General features: G+C 35.6%; 16 protein-coding genes, 1 pseudogene and 2 riboswitches. Of the genes and pseudogenes, 4 read left to right on the plus strand and 13 right to left on the minus strand.

Features of this window, described 5'->3' with window-relative positions:
* Nucleotides 1-459 precede the first annotated feature (459 nt).
* Entirely contained in the window at nt 460-2,100 is a 1,641-nt protein-coding gene (locus tag F8162_RS21515) for a peptide ABC transporter substrate-binding protein (RefSeq protein ID WP_151635476.1), read from the plus strand.
* A 269-nt stretch (nt 2,101-2,369) separates the two neighbouring features.
* Here the strand turns inward: F8162_RS21515 and F8162_RS21525 are convergent, their stop codons facing one another.
* Together F8162_RS21525 and F8162_RS21530 are read right to left on the minus strand one after the other, a co-directional pair.
* Nucleotides 2,370-2,561 carry a hypothetical protein gene (locus F8162_RS21525; RefSeq protein WP_151635474.1) on the minus strand — a complete coding sequence of 64 codons (192 nt, stop codon included), beginning with the start codon at nt 2,559-2,561 and terminating at the stop codon, nt 2,370-2,372.
* Nucleotides 2,562-2,572: 11 nt separating this feature from the next.
* Complete coding sequence (locus tag F8162_RS21530; protein WP_151635472.1) at nt 2,573-3,472, minus strand: helix-turn-helix transcriptional regulator; 900 nt, start codon at nt 3,470-3,472, stop codon at nt 2,573-2,575.
* A 172-nt stretch (nt 3,473-3,644) separates the two neighbouring features.
* On the opposite strand from F8162_RS21530, the gene F8162_RS21535 reads away from it, so the two are divergent.
* Nucleotides 3,645-4,112, plus strand: coding sequence for a YusW family protein (locus F8162_RS21535; protein ID WP_151635470.1), 468 nt, complete (start codon nt 3,645-3,647; stop codon nt 4,110-4,112).
* A 16-nt stretch (nt 4,113-4,128) separates the two neighbouring features.
* Here F8162_RS21535 and F8162_RS21540 read toward each other — a convergent pair whose 3' ends face one another.
* Genes F8162_RS21540 through F8162_RS21560 form a run of 5 tightly spaced genes read right to left on the minus strand, consistent with a single transcriptional unit; the run spans nt 4,129 to nt 9,429 of the window.
* Nucleotides 4,129-5,739, minus strand: a complete 1,611-nt coding sequence (locus F8162_RS21540) for a peptide ABC transporter substrate-binding protein (protein WP_151635468.1) — start codon at nt 5,737-5,739, stop codon at nt 4,129-4,131.
* A gap of 13 nt (nt 5,740-5,752) precedes the next feature.
* Entirely contained in the window at nt 5,753-6,526 is a 774-nt protein-coding gene (locus tag F8162_RS21545; RefSeq protein ID WP_151635466.1) for an ABC transporter ATP-binding protein, read from the minus strand.
* The gene (locus tag F8162_RS21550) at nt 6,523-7,533 is read right to left on the minus strand and encodes an ABC transporter ATP-binding protein (RefSeq protein WP_151635464.1); all 1,011 of its coding nucleotides are present in this window, start codon (nt 7,531-7,533) and stop codon (nt 6,523-6,525) included. The genes F8162_RS21545 and F8162_RS21550 overlap by 4 nt, the downstream gene beginning before the upstream one ends.
* On the minus strand, nt 7,490-8,494 hold the full coding sequence (locus F8162_RS21555; RefSeq protein WP_151635462.1) for an ABC transporter permease: 1,005 nt from the start codon (nt 8,492-8,494) through the stop codon (nt 7,490-7,492). The genes F8162_RS21550 and F8162_RS21555 overlap by 44 nt, the downstream gene beginning before the upstream one ends.
* Before the next feature lie 17 nt (nt 8,495-8,511).
* Nucleotides 8,512-9,429 carry an ABC transporter permease gene (locus F8162_RS21560; RefSeq protein WP_151635460.1) on the minus strand — a complete coding sequence of 306 codons (918 nt, stop codon included), beginning with the start codon at nt 9,427-9,429 and terminating at the stop codon, nt 8,512-8,514.
* A gap of 134 nt (nt 9,430-9,563) precedes the next feature.
* Nucleotides 9,564-9,669: riboswitch (SAM riboswitch) on the minus strand.
* A 169-nt stretch (nt 9,670-9,838) separates the two neighbouring features.
* Between F8162_RS21560 and F8162_RS21565 the strand changes: the two genes are divergently transcribed.
* Nucleotides 9,839-10,054, plus strand: coding sequence for a DUF3951 domain-containing protein (locus tag F8162_RS21565; protein ID WP_000371390.1), 216 nt, complete (start codon nt 9,839-9,841; stop codon nt 10,052-10,054).
* Nucleotides 10,055-10,072: 18 nt separating this feature from the next.
* On the opposite strand, the gene F8162_RS21570 is transcribed toward F8162_RS21565, so the two are convergent.
* The 6 genes and pseudogenes from F8162_RS21570 to F8162_RS21595 form a co-directional block, all read right to left on the minus strand.
* A complete protein-coding gene (locus tag F8162_RS21570) occupies nt 10,073-10,576 on the minus strand; it encodes a hypothetical protein (protein WP_151635458.1) in 504 nt (167 codons plus the stop codon).
* 249 nt (nt 10,577-10,825) lie between these two features.
* Entirely contained in the window at nt 10,826-12,076 is a 1,251-nt protein-coding gene (locus F8162_RS21575) for a multidrug effflux MFS transporter (RefSeq protein WP_151635447.1), read from the minus strand.
* 127 nt (nt 12,077-12,203) lie between these two features.
* Nucleotides 12,204-13,922 carry a DUF3981 domain-containing protein gene (locus F8162_RS21580; protein WP_151635807.1) on the minus strand — a complete coding sequence of 573 codons (1,719 nt, stop codon included), beginning with the start codon at nt 13,920-13,922 and terminating at the stop codon, nt 12,204-12,206.
* Nucleotides 13,923-14,000: 78 nt separating this feature from the next.
* Nucleotides 14,001-14,534 (minus strand): MFS transporter, encoded by a 534-nt coding sequence (locus tag F8162_RS21585; RefSeq protein WP_151635445.1) that lies wholly within the window; start codon nt 14,532-14,534, stop codon nt 14,001-14,003.
* Complete coding sequence (locus F8162_RS21590) at nt 14,531-15,967, minus strand: FAD-binding oxidoreductase (RefSeq protein WP_151635443.1); 1,437 nt, start codon at nt 15,965-15,967, stop codon at nt 14,531-14,533. The genes F8162_RS21585 and F8162_RS21590 overlap by 4 nt, the downstream gene beginning before the upstream one ends.
* A gap of 116 nt (nt 15,968-16,083) precedes the next feature.
* Nucleotides 16,084-16,837: pseudogene (locus F8162_RS21595) on the minus strand (hypothetical protein).
* 145 nt (nt 16,838-16,982) lie between these two features.
* Here F8162_RS21595 and F8162_RS21600 point away from each other — a divergent pair.
* Entirely contained in the window at nt 16,983-17,891 is a 909-nt protein-coding gene (locus F8162_RS21600) for an NAD(P)-dependent alcohol dehydrogenase (protein WP_151635441.1), read from the plus strand.
* A gap of 80 nt (nt 17,892-17,971) precedes the next feature.
* Nucleotides 17,972-18,086, plus strand: a riboswitch (SAM riboswitch).
* Nucleotides 18,087-18,156 lie beyond the last annotated feature (70 nt).

Consider the following 18,156-nt stretch of genomic DNA (forward strand, 5'->3'; position numbering starts at 1 on the left):
ATCTTCTTCCTCCCCACTGATTATTAACCCGCATCAATCGAGCTTTTATCGGTAGCCACAATTAGCGTAATAACAGGCCACTTTATTCGAAGTTTCCCCACCCACACCGATTATTTTTTTAGAAAAACATATTAAAAGTAGGTTCCCCAACACGAGGGAATCTGCTTTTTTAATATATTATTCCAAGAAATTAACAATCTATTTTTATTATTGACATATAGTTCTTTCCAGTGTTAATATTCTAAATAATCAAAGAAACGAAATATTTAACCATCAAAATATAATGTCTTCTACGCTGAAACATATAACGATAGATTATAGTTCAGCATGTATATACATATAGAACACCTGATTACCTACATGCACATATCTATAATAGGTTTTCTCTTCTTCTATAGTTACACTTCAAGACACGGACATTATGACGTTACGAACAACACATTTAGGGAGGAACGAACAATGAAGAAAAAAGTTGTACCTGTTGTTGCATCTGTTTTAGGGGCAAGTCTATTACTAACTGCTTGCGGGGGAAATAAGGATACTGCAAGCGGAGCGAAAGCAAATGATAAAGCACCTGATAAACAGGCAATTCATTTATCATTCGCTTCAGAAATTCCAACAATGGATGTTGCAAAAGCAACGGATGGGGAATCCATGAACGTAATGCGAAATGTTTTTGAAGGTTTATATGCAATGGGAGAAGATAATAAACCGATTCCTGGTGTTGCTGAGTCGGTTGACATTAGTCCCGATAAAACAAAATATACATTCCACCTGCGTGATTCAAAATGGTCAAACGGTACTCCTGTTACAGCAAAGGACTTCGTCTTCGCTTGGCAACGTGCCGTAAACCCTGATACAGCAGCTGAATATGCATTCTTATTCTTCGATATACAGAATGCGAAACAAATAAACCAAAAACAATCGCCAATTAATCAACTAGGGGTCAAAGCTCTTGATGATAAAACGTTAGAAGTACAACTAGACCGTCCTGTTCCCTACTTCTTAAGCTTAACGACATTCTCAACATTCTTACCAATTAATGAAGATTACTTAAAATCTCAAGGCAATAAATATGGTTTAGAAACAAATCATTTAATTTACAACGGTGCTTTCACATTGGATAACTGGAAACACGAGCAAAGCTTCCAATTGAAGAAGAATCCTAACTATTGGGATGCTAAAACTGTAAAATTAGAAGAAATCAACTTCAATGTCGTTAAAGATAAGTCTACAGAAGTTAACTTATATGATTCTGGACAAATTGATCGTGTTGCTTTAACTGCGGAGTTTGTTGATAAATATAAGGGCGATCCAAACTTCAAAGAACGCGCTGAAGTTGGCATTCAATTCTTACGACTAAATCAAAAAAATGAAACATTAAAAAATCAACATGCACGCCTTGCTATTAACGGAGCAATGAATAAAAAAGCATACGTAGAAACAATTTTAAATAACGGTGCTGTTCCAGCTGAAGGAATGGTTCCTGCGAAATTCGCAAAAAGTCCAGAAGGCAATGACTTCCGTAAAGAAAATGGAAACTTAGTCAAAGATGATGTGAAAACAGCGAAAGAAAACTGGAAAAAAGCGAAACAAGAACTCGGTACTGACAAAGTAACAGTCGAGCTATTAACAAGTGATAATGCTTTAGCTAAAAAGACTGGGGAATATTTAAAGGGTGAACTAGAAAAGAATCTAGATGGATTAACAGTAAATCTAAAACCACAACCACGTAAACAACAGTTGAAACTGCTATTAAGTGGTGACTATGAAATCGGAATTGATGGCTGGGGCCCTGACTTCGCTGACCCAATTACATTCTTAGATTTATTTACAACAGATAGTGCTTATAACTTCGATAAATACTCTAACAAAGAGTACGATGAGCTAATCCATAAAGTGAAAACAGATTTAGCTGGCGATGAAAAGGCGCGCTTTGAAGCAATGAAGCAAGCTGAAAAAATCCTATTACAAGACGGTGCTGTCGCTCCTTTATACCAACAAGGTCGCTCTTACTTACAACGCTCTTTCATTAAAGGACTTGTAACAACTGACTTCGGTGGTGAATTTAACTACAAGTGGACAGAAGTTGCAAAATAATAAATAAAAAGGTATCCAATTGAAGGATACCTTTTTATTTTATGCTTCTTTAATTATAGAACTACTTCTCTTTACCATCCCTTTTATACATATGGTAATTCCTGCTACCAATTTTATAACTAGTACAATAAGTAATAATACGATAATATTCCTCTCTCCATTAACTTCACCAAATATTATTGTATGATAACCTTTTGTTACGGGAAATAACCCCTAATCTAGTGATAAATATTTGCGTATCAATAATAAGAAGACAAACAAAACGATTATCAATTTTCTTCATAGCCCTCTTTTTGCACAGAACCAAAACTCATCATAAATATAAACATAAACATCAAATATGTTCTCCACGTCAAAGAAGGTATATGTCCTGACCAAAGATAGCTAATTAAATAATTAATTCCCATAATACAAGACGATATTACTAAACTAATACTTATTAGTTTCGCATATTTGAGCATATCTTTTCTCCTTACTTTTCTATCTCTTCAAATTGCAGATTTACCGGTTCTTCTAGTAGTGTTTCATAAAAGTTTTCAGCCAAATCTGTTGAAGGAATTTTTTCATCTACTTCATCAAATCGAATACTATCTAGCCACACACAGCCTTCTCCTGATAATAAAACACCAAATGCAATACCAAGCGCTCCTTCTTTTATATCTAATACAACCGAGTACGATTGCCAGTTATTCGTATTTTTAATTGGGCGATTTTGCATATTATCCATAGCGAGCGGTTCTGTATCGTTTCCGTCTACTCGCATCCACAACCCTGCCCAATCTCTTACGTTCTCACTCTTAACAAATGCTGTAAAACGTAATCTTTTACCTACATATTTATCGGCTCGGAAGATTTGCATTAATGTTGAAAATCCTCCATGCGTAACATTCTCTTTTGCTTTTATGTATGCAGATACTTTTCCTTGATGGACAACTTCATAATCTAACCCCATCTCATATTCAGCAGGATGACTTCCACTTAAGACCCACCCTTTCGGTATACCTTTTTGCATTGAAACACCCTCTCTTTCTATATAAAATGACTGGAAATACTTTCGATATTTCTTCGGTGGCAATTGAAACATTCTTTTAAAAGCTCTCGTAAATGCCTCTTGTGAGGAAAAACCGTATTGCACTGCAATATCAATAACAGCTCTCTCCGTTGACACTAAAACCTGTGCAGCATGAGTTAACCTTCTCTTTCGAATATAATCCGTTACACTCATCCCAATATACCTTTGAAAAATACGATGAAAATGGTACATCGATACCGCACTGTGAAATGCCACTCTGTCTGTTGTAAGCTCCTCATGTAAGTGATCCTCTATATACTTAATTGATTTTTTTATCATCTCTTTATATTCTTCATGCATTTTAGTACCTCCTCACAACCTTAATTTACCATATACATACAAATCATTTTTGATTTAAATTGCGGATTAAGCTTTGTGGCTACAAGTTAATAATTTATTTTCAACACATACATAATTACATATTTTTTGGAAAAACTTGTATAGAACCAATTTACATAAGGAGGAATTTATAATGAGAATTTTACTATCAGTTTTATTAGCGCTTATGCTAGTGCCTGTATTAACAGGATGTAAAGCTCCTGCAAAAGAAGATACAACTTCTGATAAGAAAACGACTGAAGAAGCAAAAAATGAGGCTCCTGCAGATTTAAAACTTAACTTCAATGAATTTAGTTTAGATGCAGACTATCAAGATACGAAGAAAGACTATGAGGCTGATTATAAAAATGTAGCAGCTGATAAGAAAATGGAAGCAAAGCTTGAAGACCACAAATCAAATGCAAAGTTTACAGGTGACGAGGCTATTACAAAATTAAGCCCACTTCTACAAGAATTAAAATTTGATAAAGATACTCCTGACCAAGAAGTAATCGATCAAGTAGTAAACGTATTCAAACTTGATAAAGACTACCAAAAATTTGATTTAGAAGTTGTCTTCTCTGATGGAACGAAAAAAGAATATAAAAGAGAAATAAAATAAAGAAGTAGGCGATTGCCTACTTCTTTATTTTTGCATATCTTAAATCTGGTTTCGATCCAACATAATATTGAAGACCTGATACTGATCCTTTTTGTAAGTAAGAATCAGAAGGGAATATAATTGGAATTAATGGTGAATCTGTAAACATAATATCTTCTGCTTTATGCAATAAGTCAAAACGCTTATCTTCATTTTGTTCAACTTCTGCTTCTTTTACTAAAGCGTCAAACTCTTTATTATGCCATTTTGCATAGTTGTTTGGACCATCACCTGCATATAAATCTAGTTTAGTAATTGGGTCTAATAAAGAACCTCCCCATCCCATATAAGCTAATTGGAAATCACTTTGCTTATATGTATCAATGTAACTCTTCCACTCTTTATTTTCTAATTTAATATCTACACCAAGGTTTTTCTTAAACATTTCCTGCATTGCTTCTGCTACTTTTTTATGCTGTGTATCCGTTGTGAATTTTAATGTTACTTCAGGTAATGTAGACCAACCTTGTTCTTTCATACCCTCTTCTAATAATTTTTTCGCTTCTGCTGGATCAAATTTAACGTAACCACCTTTTTCTTTACGGAAATCACGACCACTTTGTGTTTTTGCTCCTTCTGGAACGAATGCATTTGCTTCTTGCGCATTGTTTTTATACAGTTTTTCAACGATAAACTTACGATCAACTGCTAATGAAAATGCTTTACGTACTTTCGCATTTGTAAATGGCTCTTTTTCTACGTTAAATGAGTAAATATAAGATGAGAATCCCGCAACACGTTTATACTCTTTATTCCCTTTTTCTTTCTCAATCATCTCTTGTGGTAAGCCACTTAATAAATCTAATTCTTTTGATTTGTACAATTGATACGCTGTTTTAGAGTCTGGAATAATACGAAACTCAATTTCTTTTAATGTTACCTTTTTATCATAGTATTCTTTATTTTTTTGTACTGTAATTGCTTGGTTATGCTTCCATTCTTTTAACGTGAATGGTCCATTTGTAATTAACTCTTTTGGATCTGTTTTTAATTTGTTGTTATCATCAATTGATTTTTTAGATAATGGAATAAATAATGAACTCGCTAATTTTTGTTTAATAGAAGCAACTGGGTGCTCAAGTGTTACCTTTAATGTTTGAGGATCAACAACTTGAATGCCCACTTGGCCTTCTTCACCTTTTCCAGTATTATATGCCTCTGCACCTTTAATGAAATACATTTCTGTCGCATTCATAGAGCCTGTTTTCGGATTTAATAATCGCTTCCATGCAAATTCAAAATCATTTGCTGTGATAGGAGAACCATCTGACCATTTAATATCTTTCTTTAAATGGATTGTATATTCAGTTCCATCCGCATTTACTTCTTCTTTCTCTGCTAATTCATTTTGATATTTCCCATCACTATCTTGCGTATATAAGCTTGAGAATAAATGCCCTATTACATAACCTGACGTGCTATCTGTTGCAATAGCGGAATCCAGTGTATATGGATCGCTACCAATATTCGTTACTAATCGATCTCCTTCTCCCTTACCAGCACTTGCTTTTTGCGTCTCTTTCTTACCACAAGCGACAGAAGTAATCGCTAAAACAGTCATAATGACAAACAGTAAAAACTTCTTCATCCTACATTCTCCTTTAACCCGAAATTTTTGGTGTTGATGCTAATAATGTTTTTGTATAAGAATGTTGTGGATTACGGAATACTTCGTCCGTATTTCCAAATTCAACAAGTTCTCCTTTATATAAGACAGCTACCTTTTCACATAAATAGTGAACCATCGGCAAATCATGTGCGATAAATAAATATGTATAGCCTTTCTCCTTTTGAATCTTTTGCAGTAAATGTACAACTTGAATTTGCAATGAAACATCTAATGCAGAAATTGGTTCATCAAGAATTAATACCTCGGGCTCACATAATAACGCCCTTGCAATAGCGATACGTTGACGTTGTCCTCCGCTAAATTCGTGCGGGTAACGATCAATATATCGCCTATCTAGTCCAACACGTTCTAGCGCATCACCTGCGACTTTATCCTTCAATCCTTTATCACCTAAACCGAATGAAATATATCCTTCCGTTACGCTATCGCGTACTTTCCAGCGTGGATTTAATGCGGCTGTTGAATCTTGAAAAATGAACTGTACTTTCTGCAAGAAATCTCGCTTATGAGCTGACTTCAACTTGTGAACAACTTGACCGTTATAATCAATTTCACCAGACGTTGGGCTCTCGATCCCAGCTATGAGCTTACCGAGTGTCGTTTTCCCTGAACCACTTTCTCCAATAATGCCAAGTGTTGTTCCTTTCGGGATAGAAAGTGATATATCTTTTAACGCTGCAATTTCTTTCTTTTTACTTCCATACGTTTTCGTTACTTGCTTTACAGTAATTAAATCTGTTGTCATGAGGCATTCACCTTCTCTTTTGATTTCGCTTGGTTATGCTCTAGAACATGTTGCCAACAATGTGAACTGTGTTCTCCAGAATATGTTGTTCTCTCTGGAAAACGATGAATGCATTCTTGTATTGCTACTGGGCATCTATTTACAAATGGGCACCCAAAACTGTTCAATGTTTCAATTGATGGTGTTGTTCCCTCGATTGCTCTAAGTACCTTTTCAGCATCATCCATATTCGGAATAGCTTGTAATAAACTTTTCGTATACGGGTGCTTCGGTGAACCTATTACTTCTTGTATCGTCCCTTTTTCAACAACACGTCCCCCGTACATCACAACTACTCGATCTGCTACTTCACGTACAAGCGCCAAATCATGTGTAATTAATAAAATACTCGTATTTTGTTTTTCTTTTCGCTCTTTTAATAACCCCATAATTTGTTTTTGAATCGTTACATCTAATGCAGTTGTAGGCTCATCTGCAATAACGAGCTTTGGGTGACAAGCAAATGCAATTGCTAAACAAATACGTTGCCTCATACCTCCGCTTAATTGATGCGGGTACTGTTCAAAACGTTTCTCTGCTTCATGTATCCCTAAATCATTTAATAAGTTAATTGCAATTTCTTTTGCTTCTCTTTTCGATTTTTTCTCATGTTGCAAAATTACCTCTGTAATTTGCCTTCCTACTTTCATCGTCGGATTTAACGCGGACAGAGGGTCTTGAAAAATAAACGAAATGTCTTTCCCTCGAATTTGATTCCATTCTGATTCTTGTAAATTCGTTAATTCTTGAGAGTGGAAAGAGATACTTCCATCATCAATGTGAATAGATTCTTGATTTAGTCCGACAATGGATTGTGCTGTAACACTTTTTCCTGAACCACTTTCTCCTACAAGTGCAACGATTTCACCTTCATTAATGGAAAAGGAAACATGCTTCACAATTGCTTGCTTACTATTCTCTTTTTCAACGGCTAACGTTACGTTTTCTAAAGATAAGAGCTGTCCCATGTTTTTTCTCCTTTCGATTTCGTTTTACAATCTTCGGATCAATTGCATCTTGCAAACCATCACCAATTGCATTAAATGCAAACATAATGAGTGCAATCATGATTGCTGGGAAGAATAATTGCCACCATTCTCCGCTTAGCAATGTCCCGAGTGCATCGTTCGTCATCGTTCCCCAGCTCGCTGCTGGTGATTGTACTCCGAGTCCGATAAAGCTTAAAAATGATTCTGAAAAAATAGCTGCTGGAATTGTAAATGATAAATTTACGATAATAATACCTGTTAAATTTGGAATGATATGTCCGTATATAATCTTCATATGCGATGTACCTAATCGCTCTGCTGCAATAACAAATTCTCTTTGCTTTAAGGATAATACTTGTGCCCTAATGAGACGTGCCATGCCAATCCACCCTGTTAATGCAAGAGCGATTATAATTGTAAAAAGTCCTGGTTTCATTACGATCAATAGTAAAATCACAATTAATAAATATGGGATACCATATAACACTTCAATCCCTCTTATAATCCATTCATCTATTAACGTTCCAAGACGATTACGCCCTCTCACGTATCCACTAAAGCCACCGATTAGTACACCTATTCCTATATCAAGAGCCGCTGCCACTAATCCAACTGTTAGTGAGATTTTCCCACCAGCCCAAGTACGCGCCCATATGTCTCTTCCTAAATCATCGGTTCCGAACCAATGCTCGCTACTAGGAGGTAAATTAGTTGCTTCTTTCACTTGTTCACTCGCAGTAAATGACGTTAAACTTTCGCCAATTAGCGAGAAAATTATAATGAGTAATAACGTCACTGCGCCTAAAACTGCTATAGGGTTTGATATGAACTTGCGAAACACTTCCTTCTTTCGGCTAATTGTTTGCTGCTCTTTATTTATCGTTAATTCTTTTTTCTCTTCATTCGTTAATAACTGTTTATTAATTTCATAAGCTCCCATTTAAATATCCCCCCTCCTTATGTAATAGAACGAATACGCGGATCAACCATACGATGAATAATATCTGTAATGAAAATACAAGAAATTAATAATGCACTATAGAAAATCGTTGTTCCCATAATGACCGGATAATCTCGGTTAAAAATGCTATCTACAAAATATTTTCCTAGACCAGGAATGGAAAATATTTTTTCAATAACGAAAGTCCCTGTTAAAAGTCCAGCCATTAACGGTCCAACAAATGTAAGTACTGGCACAATCGCATTTCGAAGAGCATGTCTTATAATGATTTTCTTAATTGGGATACCTTTCGCTCTCGCTAGCTTAATATAATCACTCTGCAAAACTTCAATCATATTAGAGCGAACAAACCTTGTAATCACTGCGATTGGTCCTAACGCTAATGCAAAGGATGGCAATACCGTATGTTCGAATGTGCCCCAAGACGCTACAGGTAACAGTTCAAACTGTATAGCAAATACTTGTATAAATAATGGTGCTAAAATAAAACTTGGAATAGATATACCGAGAATCGCAAGTAAGCTCACACTATAATCAATTACTTTCCCATGATATAGGGCTGCAAATGTACCTGCTGCAATTCCGACTAATAATGAAATAATAAGTGCTTGTAAACCAATAATCGCTGACGGACCAAATCCTGTCGTTATAATTTCTGATACACCTTGCCCCGTCGATTGAACAGATTCACCAAAATCAAAATGAACTACGCCATCTAAATAAGCGACATATTGATTCCATAACGGTTCATCGAGGTGATACTTCGCCCTCATATTTTGTATTACTTCCTCTGGAAAGATTTTTGCATCTGATGAAAATGGATCCCCAGGAATGATATGCATAATCAAAAATGTTACTGTCGTAATGACCCATAGCGTGAAAACCATAACCGATAGTTTTTTAATAACATACACTTCAATAACCCCCTAAACAAATAAATTTACTTTGTTTTATTGACATATTTGTTCCTATCACTTTTCCACTTCTTAAAATACAAAAAGCCTTGATCTTAAAAAATAAGATCAAGGCTGAATAAACGAAGGCCCATCACTTATCTTTCAAGACTTGCTTGCTGGAATTAGCACGGTGTTCATCTTACAGAACCCGCTGCTGAGGTGTCATAGGGCCAGTCCCTCTACCTCTCTGGATAAGTAAATTGCTATATTATTATTTGGTTCAAATTGTATATTTCGAATTATAATTCTGAAAAAATGAAAAGTCAATCAAATTGGATATATTTAGAAAAATCAGTTTTCAATGTCATTTATCGAAATTACAGTTTTCACTTATAATAAAAAGAAATACTGTTAAAGGAGTTATAAGATGGATCCCTTACTTCTTGCTACTATAGGGTTACCCTTAACAATCGTTATACTTGTCATCATTGGCTTCTACAAATTATTCATTAAAAAGAAAAGCATTACCTCTTTTTACACACCCTTTGATAATATTACCGGTCAAACCATTTCTGAATTTCACGAAGAACAGAAAGTATTAGTATCCGAGGATGAAGACGGAGATGGTAAGAAGAAAAAATAACCTTGCGCGTACGCAAGGTTATTTTTTTGCCTCTGTTTGAAAACGCTTATAGTATGTTGATGCTGTTGAAAAATTAATTTCTATATCACGAATCAACGATGAGTCTTCTTCTTTAGCTAACTTTTGTAATTTTTTTATCGCTTGTTCTGCTTCATTTAAGAAACCAACATACATTTCATGTTCTTGTTCTTTCGACTTCGGTACACGAATTTCTTTACGTATATGATCTATATCTTCTAACATGCCTGTCGTTACCTTCTGCACGTCTTCTTTATATTTAGCATTCGTTATTTCCTTACCACCTTTTTCTTTTGCTACTTCCCATAACTGTAATGCTTTATTAATTTCTTTGTTCATCTTCATATCGTATTTTTCATGTACTTCGCGATACACTTTCATCTCTTCTGTTTGTTCAGTAGATTGCTCTACCTTTTCCTTTGGTTCTTTCGTATCTTTATTTCCATTACATCCCGCTAGAAGGAGCATACCTCCCATTACGGCAATACCCAAAACCTTCTTCATCTCTTTTTCTCCTTTTATCTACAGCTACTACTCATTATAGTTTCTTTTATCTCCACTTGTTATTATACCGAGAACATCCTACTTTTTACACTTAAGACGATACCTTAATATACATGCCCACATTTTTGTCACATTATCGTCACTTTATGTAAATAACTTTTGCATCACCTTACGAAACTTTATGTGTTATTTCAAAGAAATGAAAAAAGAGCTGATTCAAAATATGTTTGAATCAGCTCTTTTTATGAATTAAGCCTCTACATTTTGTCTTTGTTGCAATTCAAACTGCTTCTCACTTCTTCTGGCCATAAATAGATAACATAATACAGCACCAATTTCACAAAGAGCGATCACAACGCCCATCGGTAATGCGGTGTTGCTTCCACCAATGCCTACTAACGGTGCAACAAGTGCTCCTGAAATGAACTGTAATAAGCCTAATAAAGCTGATGCTGTTCCTGCAGCTTGTTTCTGGTTTCTCATCGCTAATGAGAAACCAGTTGTTGATACAACCCCAACACTTGATACAACAAGGAACAACGAACATAAAACACCAATTAAACCTATTCCTAGTACGATTGTCAGTAATAAAGATAGGCCACCAACAGCTGCGATAATAATACCAGCAACAAATAATGTCTTCTCATTCACTTTCCCTGCTAAACGACCCGTAACCTGACTAGCAATAATAATACCGATACCGTTAATCGCAAAGAATAAGCTAAATTGCTGTGGTGATGCTCCGTATATGTTCTGCAACACAAATGGCGAGCCCGAAATGTATGCAAACATTGCCGCCGTTACTAGCCCTTGTGACAATGCATATCCCATAAACAGACGATCCTTTAACAGTTTTCCGTACGTCGCCAATGTCCCTGACAAACCACCTGTTTCTCTTTCTTCAGGAGGTAATGTTTCACGTAATACAAAAGTAGCTGATATTAACATGAATACACTAATTGCTCCAAGAACGATGAAGACACCGCGCCATGTTGTGAACTGTAGTAATTGTCCACCGATAATCGGTGCCAAAATAGGCGCTGCTCCGTTTACTAACATAAGCAGTGAGAAAAACTTCGTCATTTCAGAACCTGAATACATATCACGTACCATTGCACGTGAAATAACAATCCCAGCCGATCCTGAAGCTCCTTGCAAGAAGCGCAATAACACTAAACTCCAAATAGATGGCGCAATAGCACAAAGTAAAGAAGAAGCAACATAAATAATAAGAGCAATAATAAGAGGTTTGCGCCTTCCATAAATATCACTAATTGAACCGACAAATAATTGCCCTACTGAAAGCCCAAGTAAACAAGCTGTCAATGTTAGCTGCGCTAGGGATGCACCTGTTTGTAGATCATCTGTTAGTTTCGGTAAAGAAGGCAAATACATATCAATAGATAATGGCCCAATCGCCGTAAGTGTCCCTAGTACAAGAATCATCCATAACCTATTTGTCTTTACAGGCTTATATATTTCTTGATTAACTCCATTCACTTTTTCCGTTCACCCTTTCCTATAACTACTGAATCGTAACAATTATAGTTACAACATAAACATACGTCAAGTATAGTGCATTTTCCTGTTTCATACCGTAAAAAAAAGCGATAGAAATTCTATCGCTTTACTTTTTCAAATTACTATTTGCAAATTTAGATACGGAAGACATCGCCTCTCCTGTATCTAAATACGTGATTTGAATTGGATCTCCCACTTCTGTAAACATGGCATATGGGAATTTCTTCGCTGGTACCATAAATACTTTTTGCTCATTCTCTAACAGTACGTACACAATCGTATTTTCACCTGATTTTTCTTTATATACACGTTGTACAACGCCTTCTTTTTGTGCTTCTTTACCACTTGAAGTCGGTCTAAATGAATCCCCACTTCCACTCAGCGCATTTTTATAATTCTCAAGCGCTTCTTTTTGCGTCGAACCTGTTGCAAATATTTTCGCATTAGAAGCATAGATAACCGTATGAGCACGTACTAATCCTCCATCATCAATAACAGGTACAATCCAAGAAGGTTTACCGTACACATTATAAATAACCGGCATTGTTCCGTGCCATTTCTCTCTCTTAAAGGAATTATCCACTACTTCTGTAGCAGCTGAACCATCCATAATTCCCTTTACTTCTTTTCCGTTATAGTAATACAACTTACCTGTACGCGCATCGATAAGCGAGTAACCTAACGCAGAATCTACTCCTTCTTTCGGAGAGGTGAAATCAGTAAAGTAATATAGCGTTCCATCCTTACCGAAGATTGGTGTAACTCCTTCTTTCGTTCCCCACTCAGTCGGAATCTTCATATCCGTTTGTGAGAATTTTGTATTCCAAAATCCGTGAATATATTTACCGAAATACGTATTTAATGTAGATGCGGTCTCGTGATTTAATACACCATCAACAAATTTAGGTGCCTTTCCTTTATCGTATCTTTTCACTTCACCTGTTTGTGCGTCTACTACTACAACGCCCTCTACCTCAAATCCAGATCTTCCTGAAATAAATTCACCATACGTCATTGTATAATATGGTTTCCCTTTATCATCAACTTCGAATTTAGGTTTCCCTTTAAAAATTAAATCCGGTTCTGCTTTTCGAACGACACGTTCTAATTTATTACCAAAAAACATGCTCGGCACATATTTCATTTTATAGCCGAGGTGCAGTTTTGCTTCCGCATCGGGATTCGTACCTGACATCGTTACATATCCTGGAATTGTTTCCGCTTTACGTGCTTTAAAAAATCCTGAAACTTCAATCGGTGCTACATATAAAGCCTCACCATTTACCATTTGTGGTGTTAATTCTCCTAGCTCAAAATAAGCTACTTTCGGAATATCCCCAAATACTTTTTTCATCTTATTCTCTGCTGTCTTTGGCGGCACTGTAAACGGCTGATCATTTTCAGTAAATGGCTCTGAAATATCTTTCTCTATCTTCACAACAGAATCATATTTCTTTTTCGTGATTACTATATCGTGTAAATAACCAAAGTAGCCGTAACTTGCGAGTAAAACAAACATTAGAAGTCCCTTTAACGTACCTTCTAATTTCCCTATTTGATTTTGTGAAAATAAAACAAGCCCAATTAAAACTGCTACTGCAACAGCATAATGAGTAAGAATCGAATCCGCTCGATCATCAATTAGCCAAAGATATTCATAGATTGCAATACCTATCCAAAATAAAACAGGAATAACTAAAATGGATGATTTCTTACCCTTTACAACCTTCTCATCCCCTTTCTTATCCACTGCTCGAAGTTTACTACCGCTTCTTGTCCATGGAATCAAAAACAAAGTGAGAATAGCTAAAATTAAAAATTTCATCAAAGGCAATGTCCCCTTTTCTTTTATTTTCCCTTTTAGTATAACAAATAAAGGGTATTCAGGTAAAAATGGGGATGATTATATTTTTTTACTACTTAATACAACTCCGCTTACTACATATAAGATAGATGCAATATAAAAAATGGTGCCAATCGTAAAGAAATCTACTAAATATCCCGTTGCAATAATTGCTACTGCTCCTCCAATCGATGTCCACACATGATATTTTCCAATCTCATAACCAGCATTTTCTTGCACAACCTTTCGTGCTAACGACGTCTTCTCGGTATTACGCTGCACAGCACCTAAAACTCCCATTACAATTTGAAGAATATATACATGCCAGACTTCCGTGGCGATCGGGAAACAAAGCATTAATATAGCCATAGACCAGGCGTATATAATTAATAACTTTCTATCACCTACTCTATCAGAGATTCTTCCAACTAGTGGATATACTAGAGCTGAAGTTAAGGCAAATAAGCCATATGCCCAGCCAAACTGCGAGAAGCTATTTCCCACGTTCCGAAGCAATAAAATATAAAAAGGAAATACCATACTTCCCGCCATCATAATAATACTTTGTGACGCTACAAATCTTCTATATGTCATTTCGTATACTCCCTATAAAATAAATTCACAAATCTCTCTTTTGGATCCGCCTCTTTTTTCTTCTGAAGAAATTCTTCTATACGAGGGTATGCCATCTTTAACTGCTCCTTCGTTGGATAAGAATAGTACGGTAAATAATAACTACCATTATGTTTTAAAGTAACATCAATCATTTTCTGAATGACATCTTCTGTTTTCTTTATCTCACTCTCTGAGCGGCCCTGGTTAATTAAAAGAACCAGCGCAAACATATCATCTTTCGCATAGGATAAAACTGCATTTTCATTCTTTTCCACATAACGAATCGTAATATTGAGCAAATTAAACTCTTCTTCACTTAATACGTTACGTAAATCATCTATGTATTCCGTGAAGAAATCTATAGGCACAAAGTATTCTTGTAACACTTCTGTTCTATTCGGATTTTCATATTCCATAAAGGCACTATCTGACCTCATAACATTATTTCGCGTCTCATACTTTCCATCTGTACGTTCAAAATAACTTCTTTGTATATCCCAAAATGTATCCTTTCCCCAATCACTATAGCGTGATAAACCGAGTAAAAATTTTGGCGCAGCTATAATATTTTCTTCTTTTAATTCACTATACTCTTCCCTCATATTTTGATTTTGTGCCAATGTATAATCTGTCACATACATCTCTTTTAAAAATGAATTGGGAGCAACAGAAATACGAGCTAAGTGCATACGAACATTTTCATCTTTTTTCACTTTTTCTTTGAAATAAGACGTGTATTCTTTATAATCTATCATTCTCGTGTGCGTTTCATATAATTCATCATCTGTTAACTTTAAGGTCACATCTAAAATGACACCAAATAACCCATAACCGCCAATGACATAGGAAAATAAACCGGCATTCTCTTCTCTACTTACATTGCGTACAGCGCCATCTGCCATTAGTAGTCGAAATGATTCGACTGTATCAATCAATGCTTCATGACGAATATCACGCCCATGTACATTTACACTTAATGAACCACCCACAGTAAAAATATTTTGAGATTGCATCACTTGAACTGCAAGACCATATGGATTAATTTTCTTTTGAATGTCATTCCATGTAACACCACTTTGCACCCTAATCCTCTTCTTCTCCGGATCAAATTCTAATATTTTATTATACCCTTTCATATCAAGCATCGTACCATTCGGATAATACGTCTGTCCTCCTTGGCTATGTTGCATACCTGCAATGGAAATTTTCTCTCCAGAAGTATTTGCATCTTTCACTAACTGTTTTAATGATTTTTCATCCTCAGCATTTTCAACACGTTTAATTTTCGTTGGAAGCAACTTTCCCACATCGCTCATAATAGGATGATCTAGTTGCTCCTTGTATGTATATATAGACGTCGCAAGTAACACTGTATACGCTACAATGACAACTACTATCTTTCTTTTTTTCAAATGACACTCTCCTCTTCTATAATTCTTTCTCTTCATATTGTACCTATTTTCTTAAGAAGAAAGTATGAATAAAAAAGAGAGAAACCTTATTTTAGGCCCCTCTCTCATCAAAACTATCATTTTGCTGCTGGCAATTGTATCGGGTCAAACTTTTCATACGACGTATATTTTGCGTTTGTAATAATGTGTGCTTTATCCTTGCCATTACTACTCATAATCATGTCTATCTTTGCTGATTCATATTTAAAATCTTTTGTAATGATATACTTCTTCTATCTTCGCATTTTGTGCTTGTAACATTTTCTTCTGCGTTTCATCCATGCTAGTTAACATACTTTCTGTTTCTTGCCCTTTTAATGTAAATTTCAGTTTATATTTATCCCCGCTTTTCTCCATCTTCATTTTATCTAAAACTACTGCTGGTACTTCTAAATTATCTATAATATCTTGAGTTGCTTTCATTCCACCAGCGTTTAACTGCTCCTCTGGTACGGTTATAACTTCTCCTGTATTAGGGTTTTTCACCTCTCCCGCAACTTTACCATCCACAGCATACACTACAACATCTGTACCAGAAATATTCATTTCAGAACGAGAATTCTTTTTCTTTGGCTCTAATTGCATCTTAGCCTTTAGTATATTCATCTCTGTTCCTTCAGCTTTTATCTCTACATCATATGTCATCGTTACATGTTCTTCATTTTTAAAAGCGTCATTCGTTTTCTTGAAAACATCCTTCGCTGCTAATTCTTTTTCTTTCTGCACAGCTTCTTTTTTCGGTTCATCAGTCTTTGTTGTTTTCTCATTACTACACCCTGCACCTAGACTGATTGCAAACACTAAACTTGAAATAAAAATAAATTTTTTCATAATGTCGCCCCCTTTCCCAAAATAATATCACCTCTTTTCCTATGAAATCTATATAATTTTTAATCTTTATTCGCTATATAGCGACATGTTTGATAAAGATTTTAAATATGATGTAAATAACAACAACTCATTTCAGGAGGTCATTATGAAGGCGATCATTTGCACACAGTATGGACCACCGAACGTTCTCCAGCTTCAAAATATAGAGAAACCTACTCCAAAAAAGAATGAAGTATTAGTTAAAATTCACGCAACAAGTGTAACAACTGGAGATTGTAGAATGCGCGGCTTTAATAGCCCCCTTTTATTTTGGATTCCTATGCGGATTATATTAGGTTTTAAAAAACCAAGAAAACCTATACTCGGCGTGGAGCTAGCTGGTGAAATCGAAGAAATAGGAACAGATGTAACTCAATTTGAAAAAGGAGACCAAGTTTTTGCATTAACAGAGCTTAATGTCGGTGGTTATGCCGAATACACATGCGTACATGAAAGTGGATTAATAACATTAAAACCTACCAATGTGACGTATGAAGAAGCTGCCGTTATTCCTTTTGGTGGAACTTCAGCATTGCATTTCCTGAGAAAGGGCCGTATAAAAAAAGGGCAACAAGTACTTATATATGGCGCATCTGGTTCAGTAGGAACAGCTGCTGTACAACTTGCTAAATATTTCGGTGCGACCGTTACGGCTGTTTGTAGTAATTCAAATTTCGAACTCGTTCAATCTTTAGGAGCTGATAAAGTAATTGATTATACGAAAGAAGATTTTACTAAGCGGTGCGAGCGCTACGATATTATATTTGATGCAGTTGGGAAGTATAAAAAATCCCTTTGTACAAATACATTAACACCCAATGGTAAATATGTATCTGTTAATGGAATGATGGCAAAGGTAAGTAAAAACGATATGATTCTATTAAAGAAACTAGTCGAAACGGAAAAACTAAAGCCCGTTATTGATAGAACTTACCGATTAGAAGAAATTGCTGAAGCTCATATATATGTGGAAAAGGGACATAAGAAGGGGAATGTTTCGATTACCTTAAAATAAAATATATTCAGAAAATAACATTGACAATTCTTTTTGTAAGATTTACTATTAGTACCATATTAAAAAACTACATACACATACTCTTATCAAGAGTGGCGGAGGGACTGGCCCGATGATGCCCGGCAACCGAGCTTATGACGTATAAGCTAAGGTGCTAATTCCTGCAAAACGAGTTTTCGTTTTGGCAGATAAGAGAGGATCCTATTTTGTCTATTCGGCACCTCTCTTATGTTTGAGAGGTGCTTTTTATTTTGGAACGTATATG

Source organism: Bacillus sp. CH140a_4T (assembly GCF_008923725.1).
GTDB lineage: Bacteria > Bacillota > Bacilli > Bacillales > Bacillaceae_G > Bacillus_A.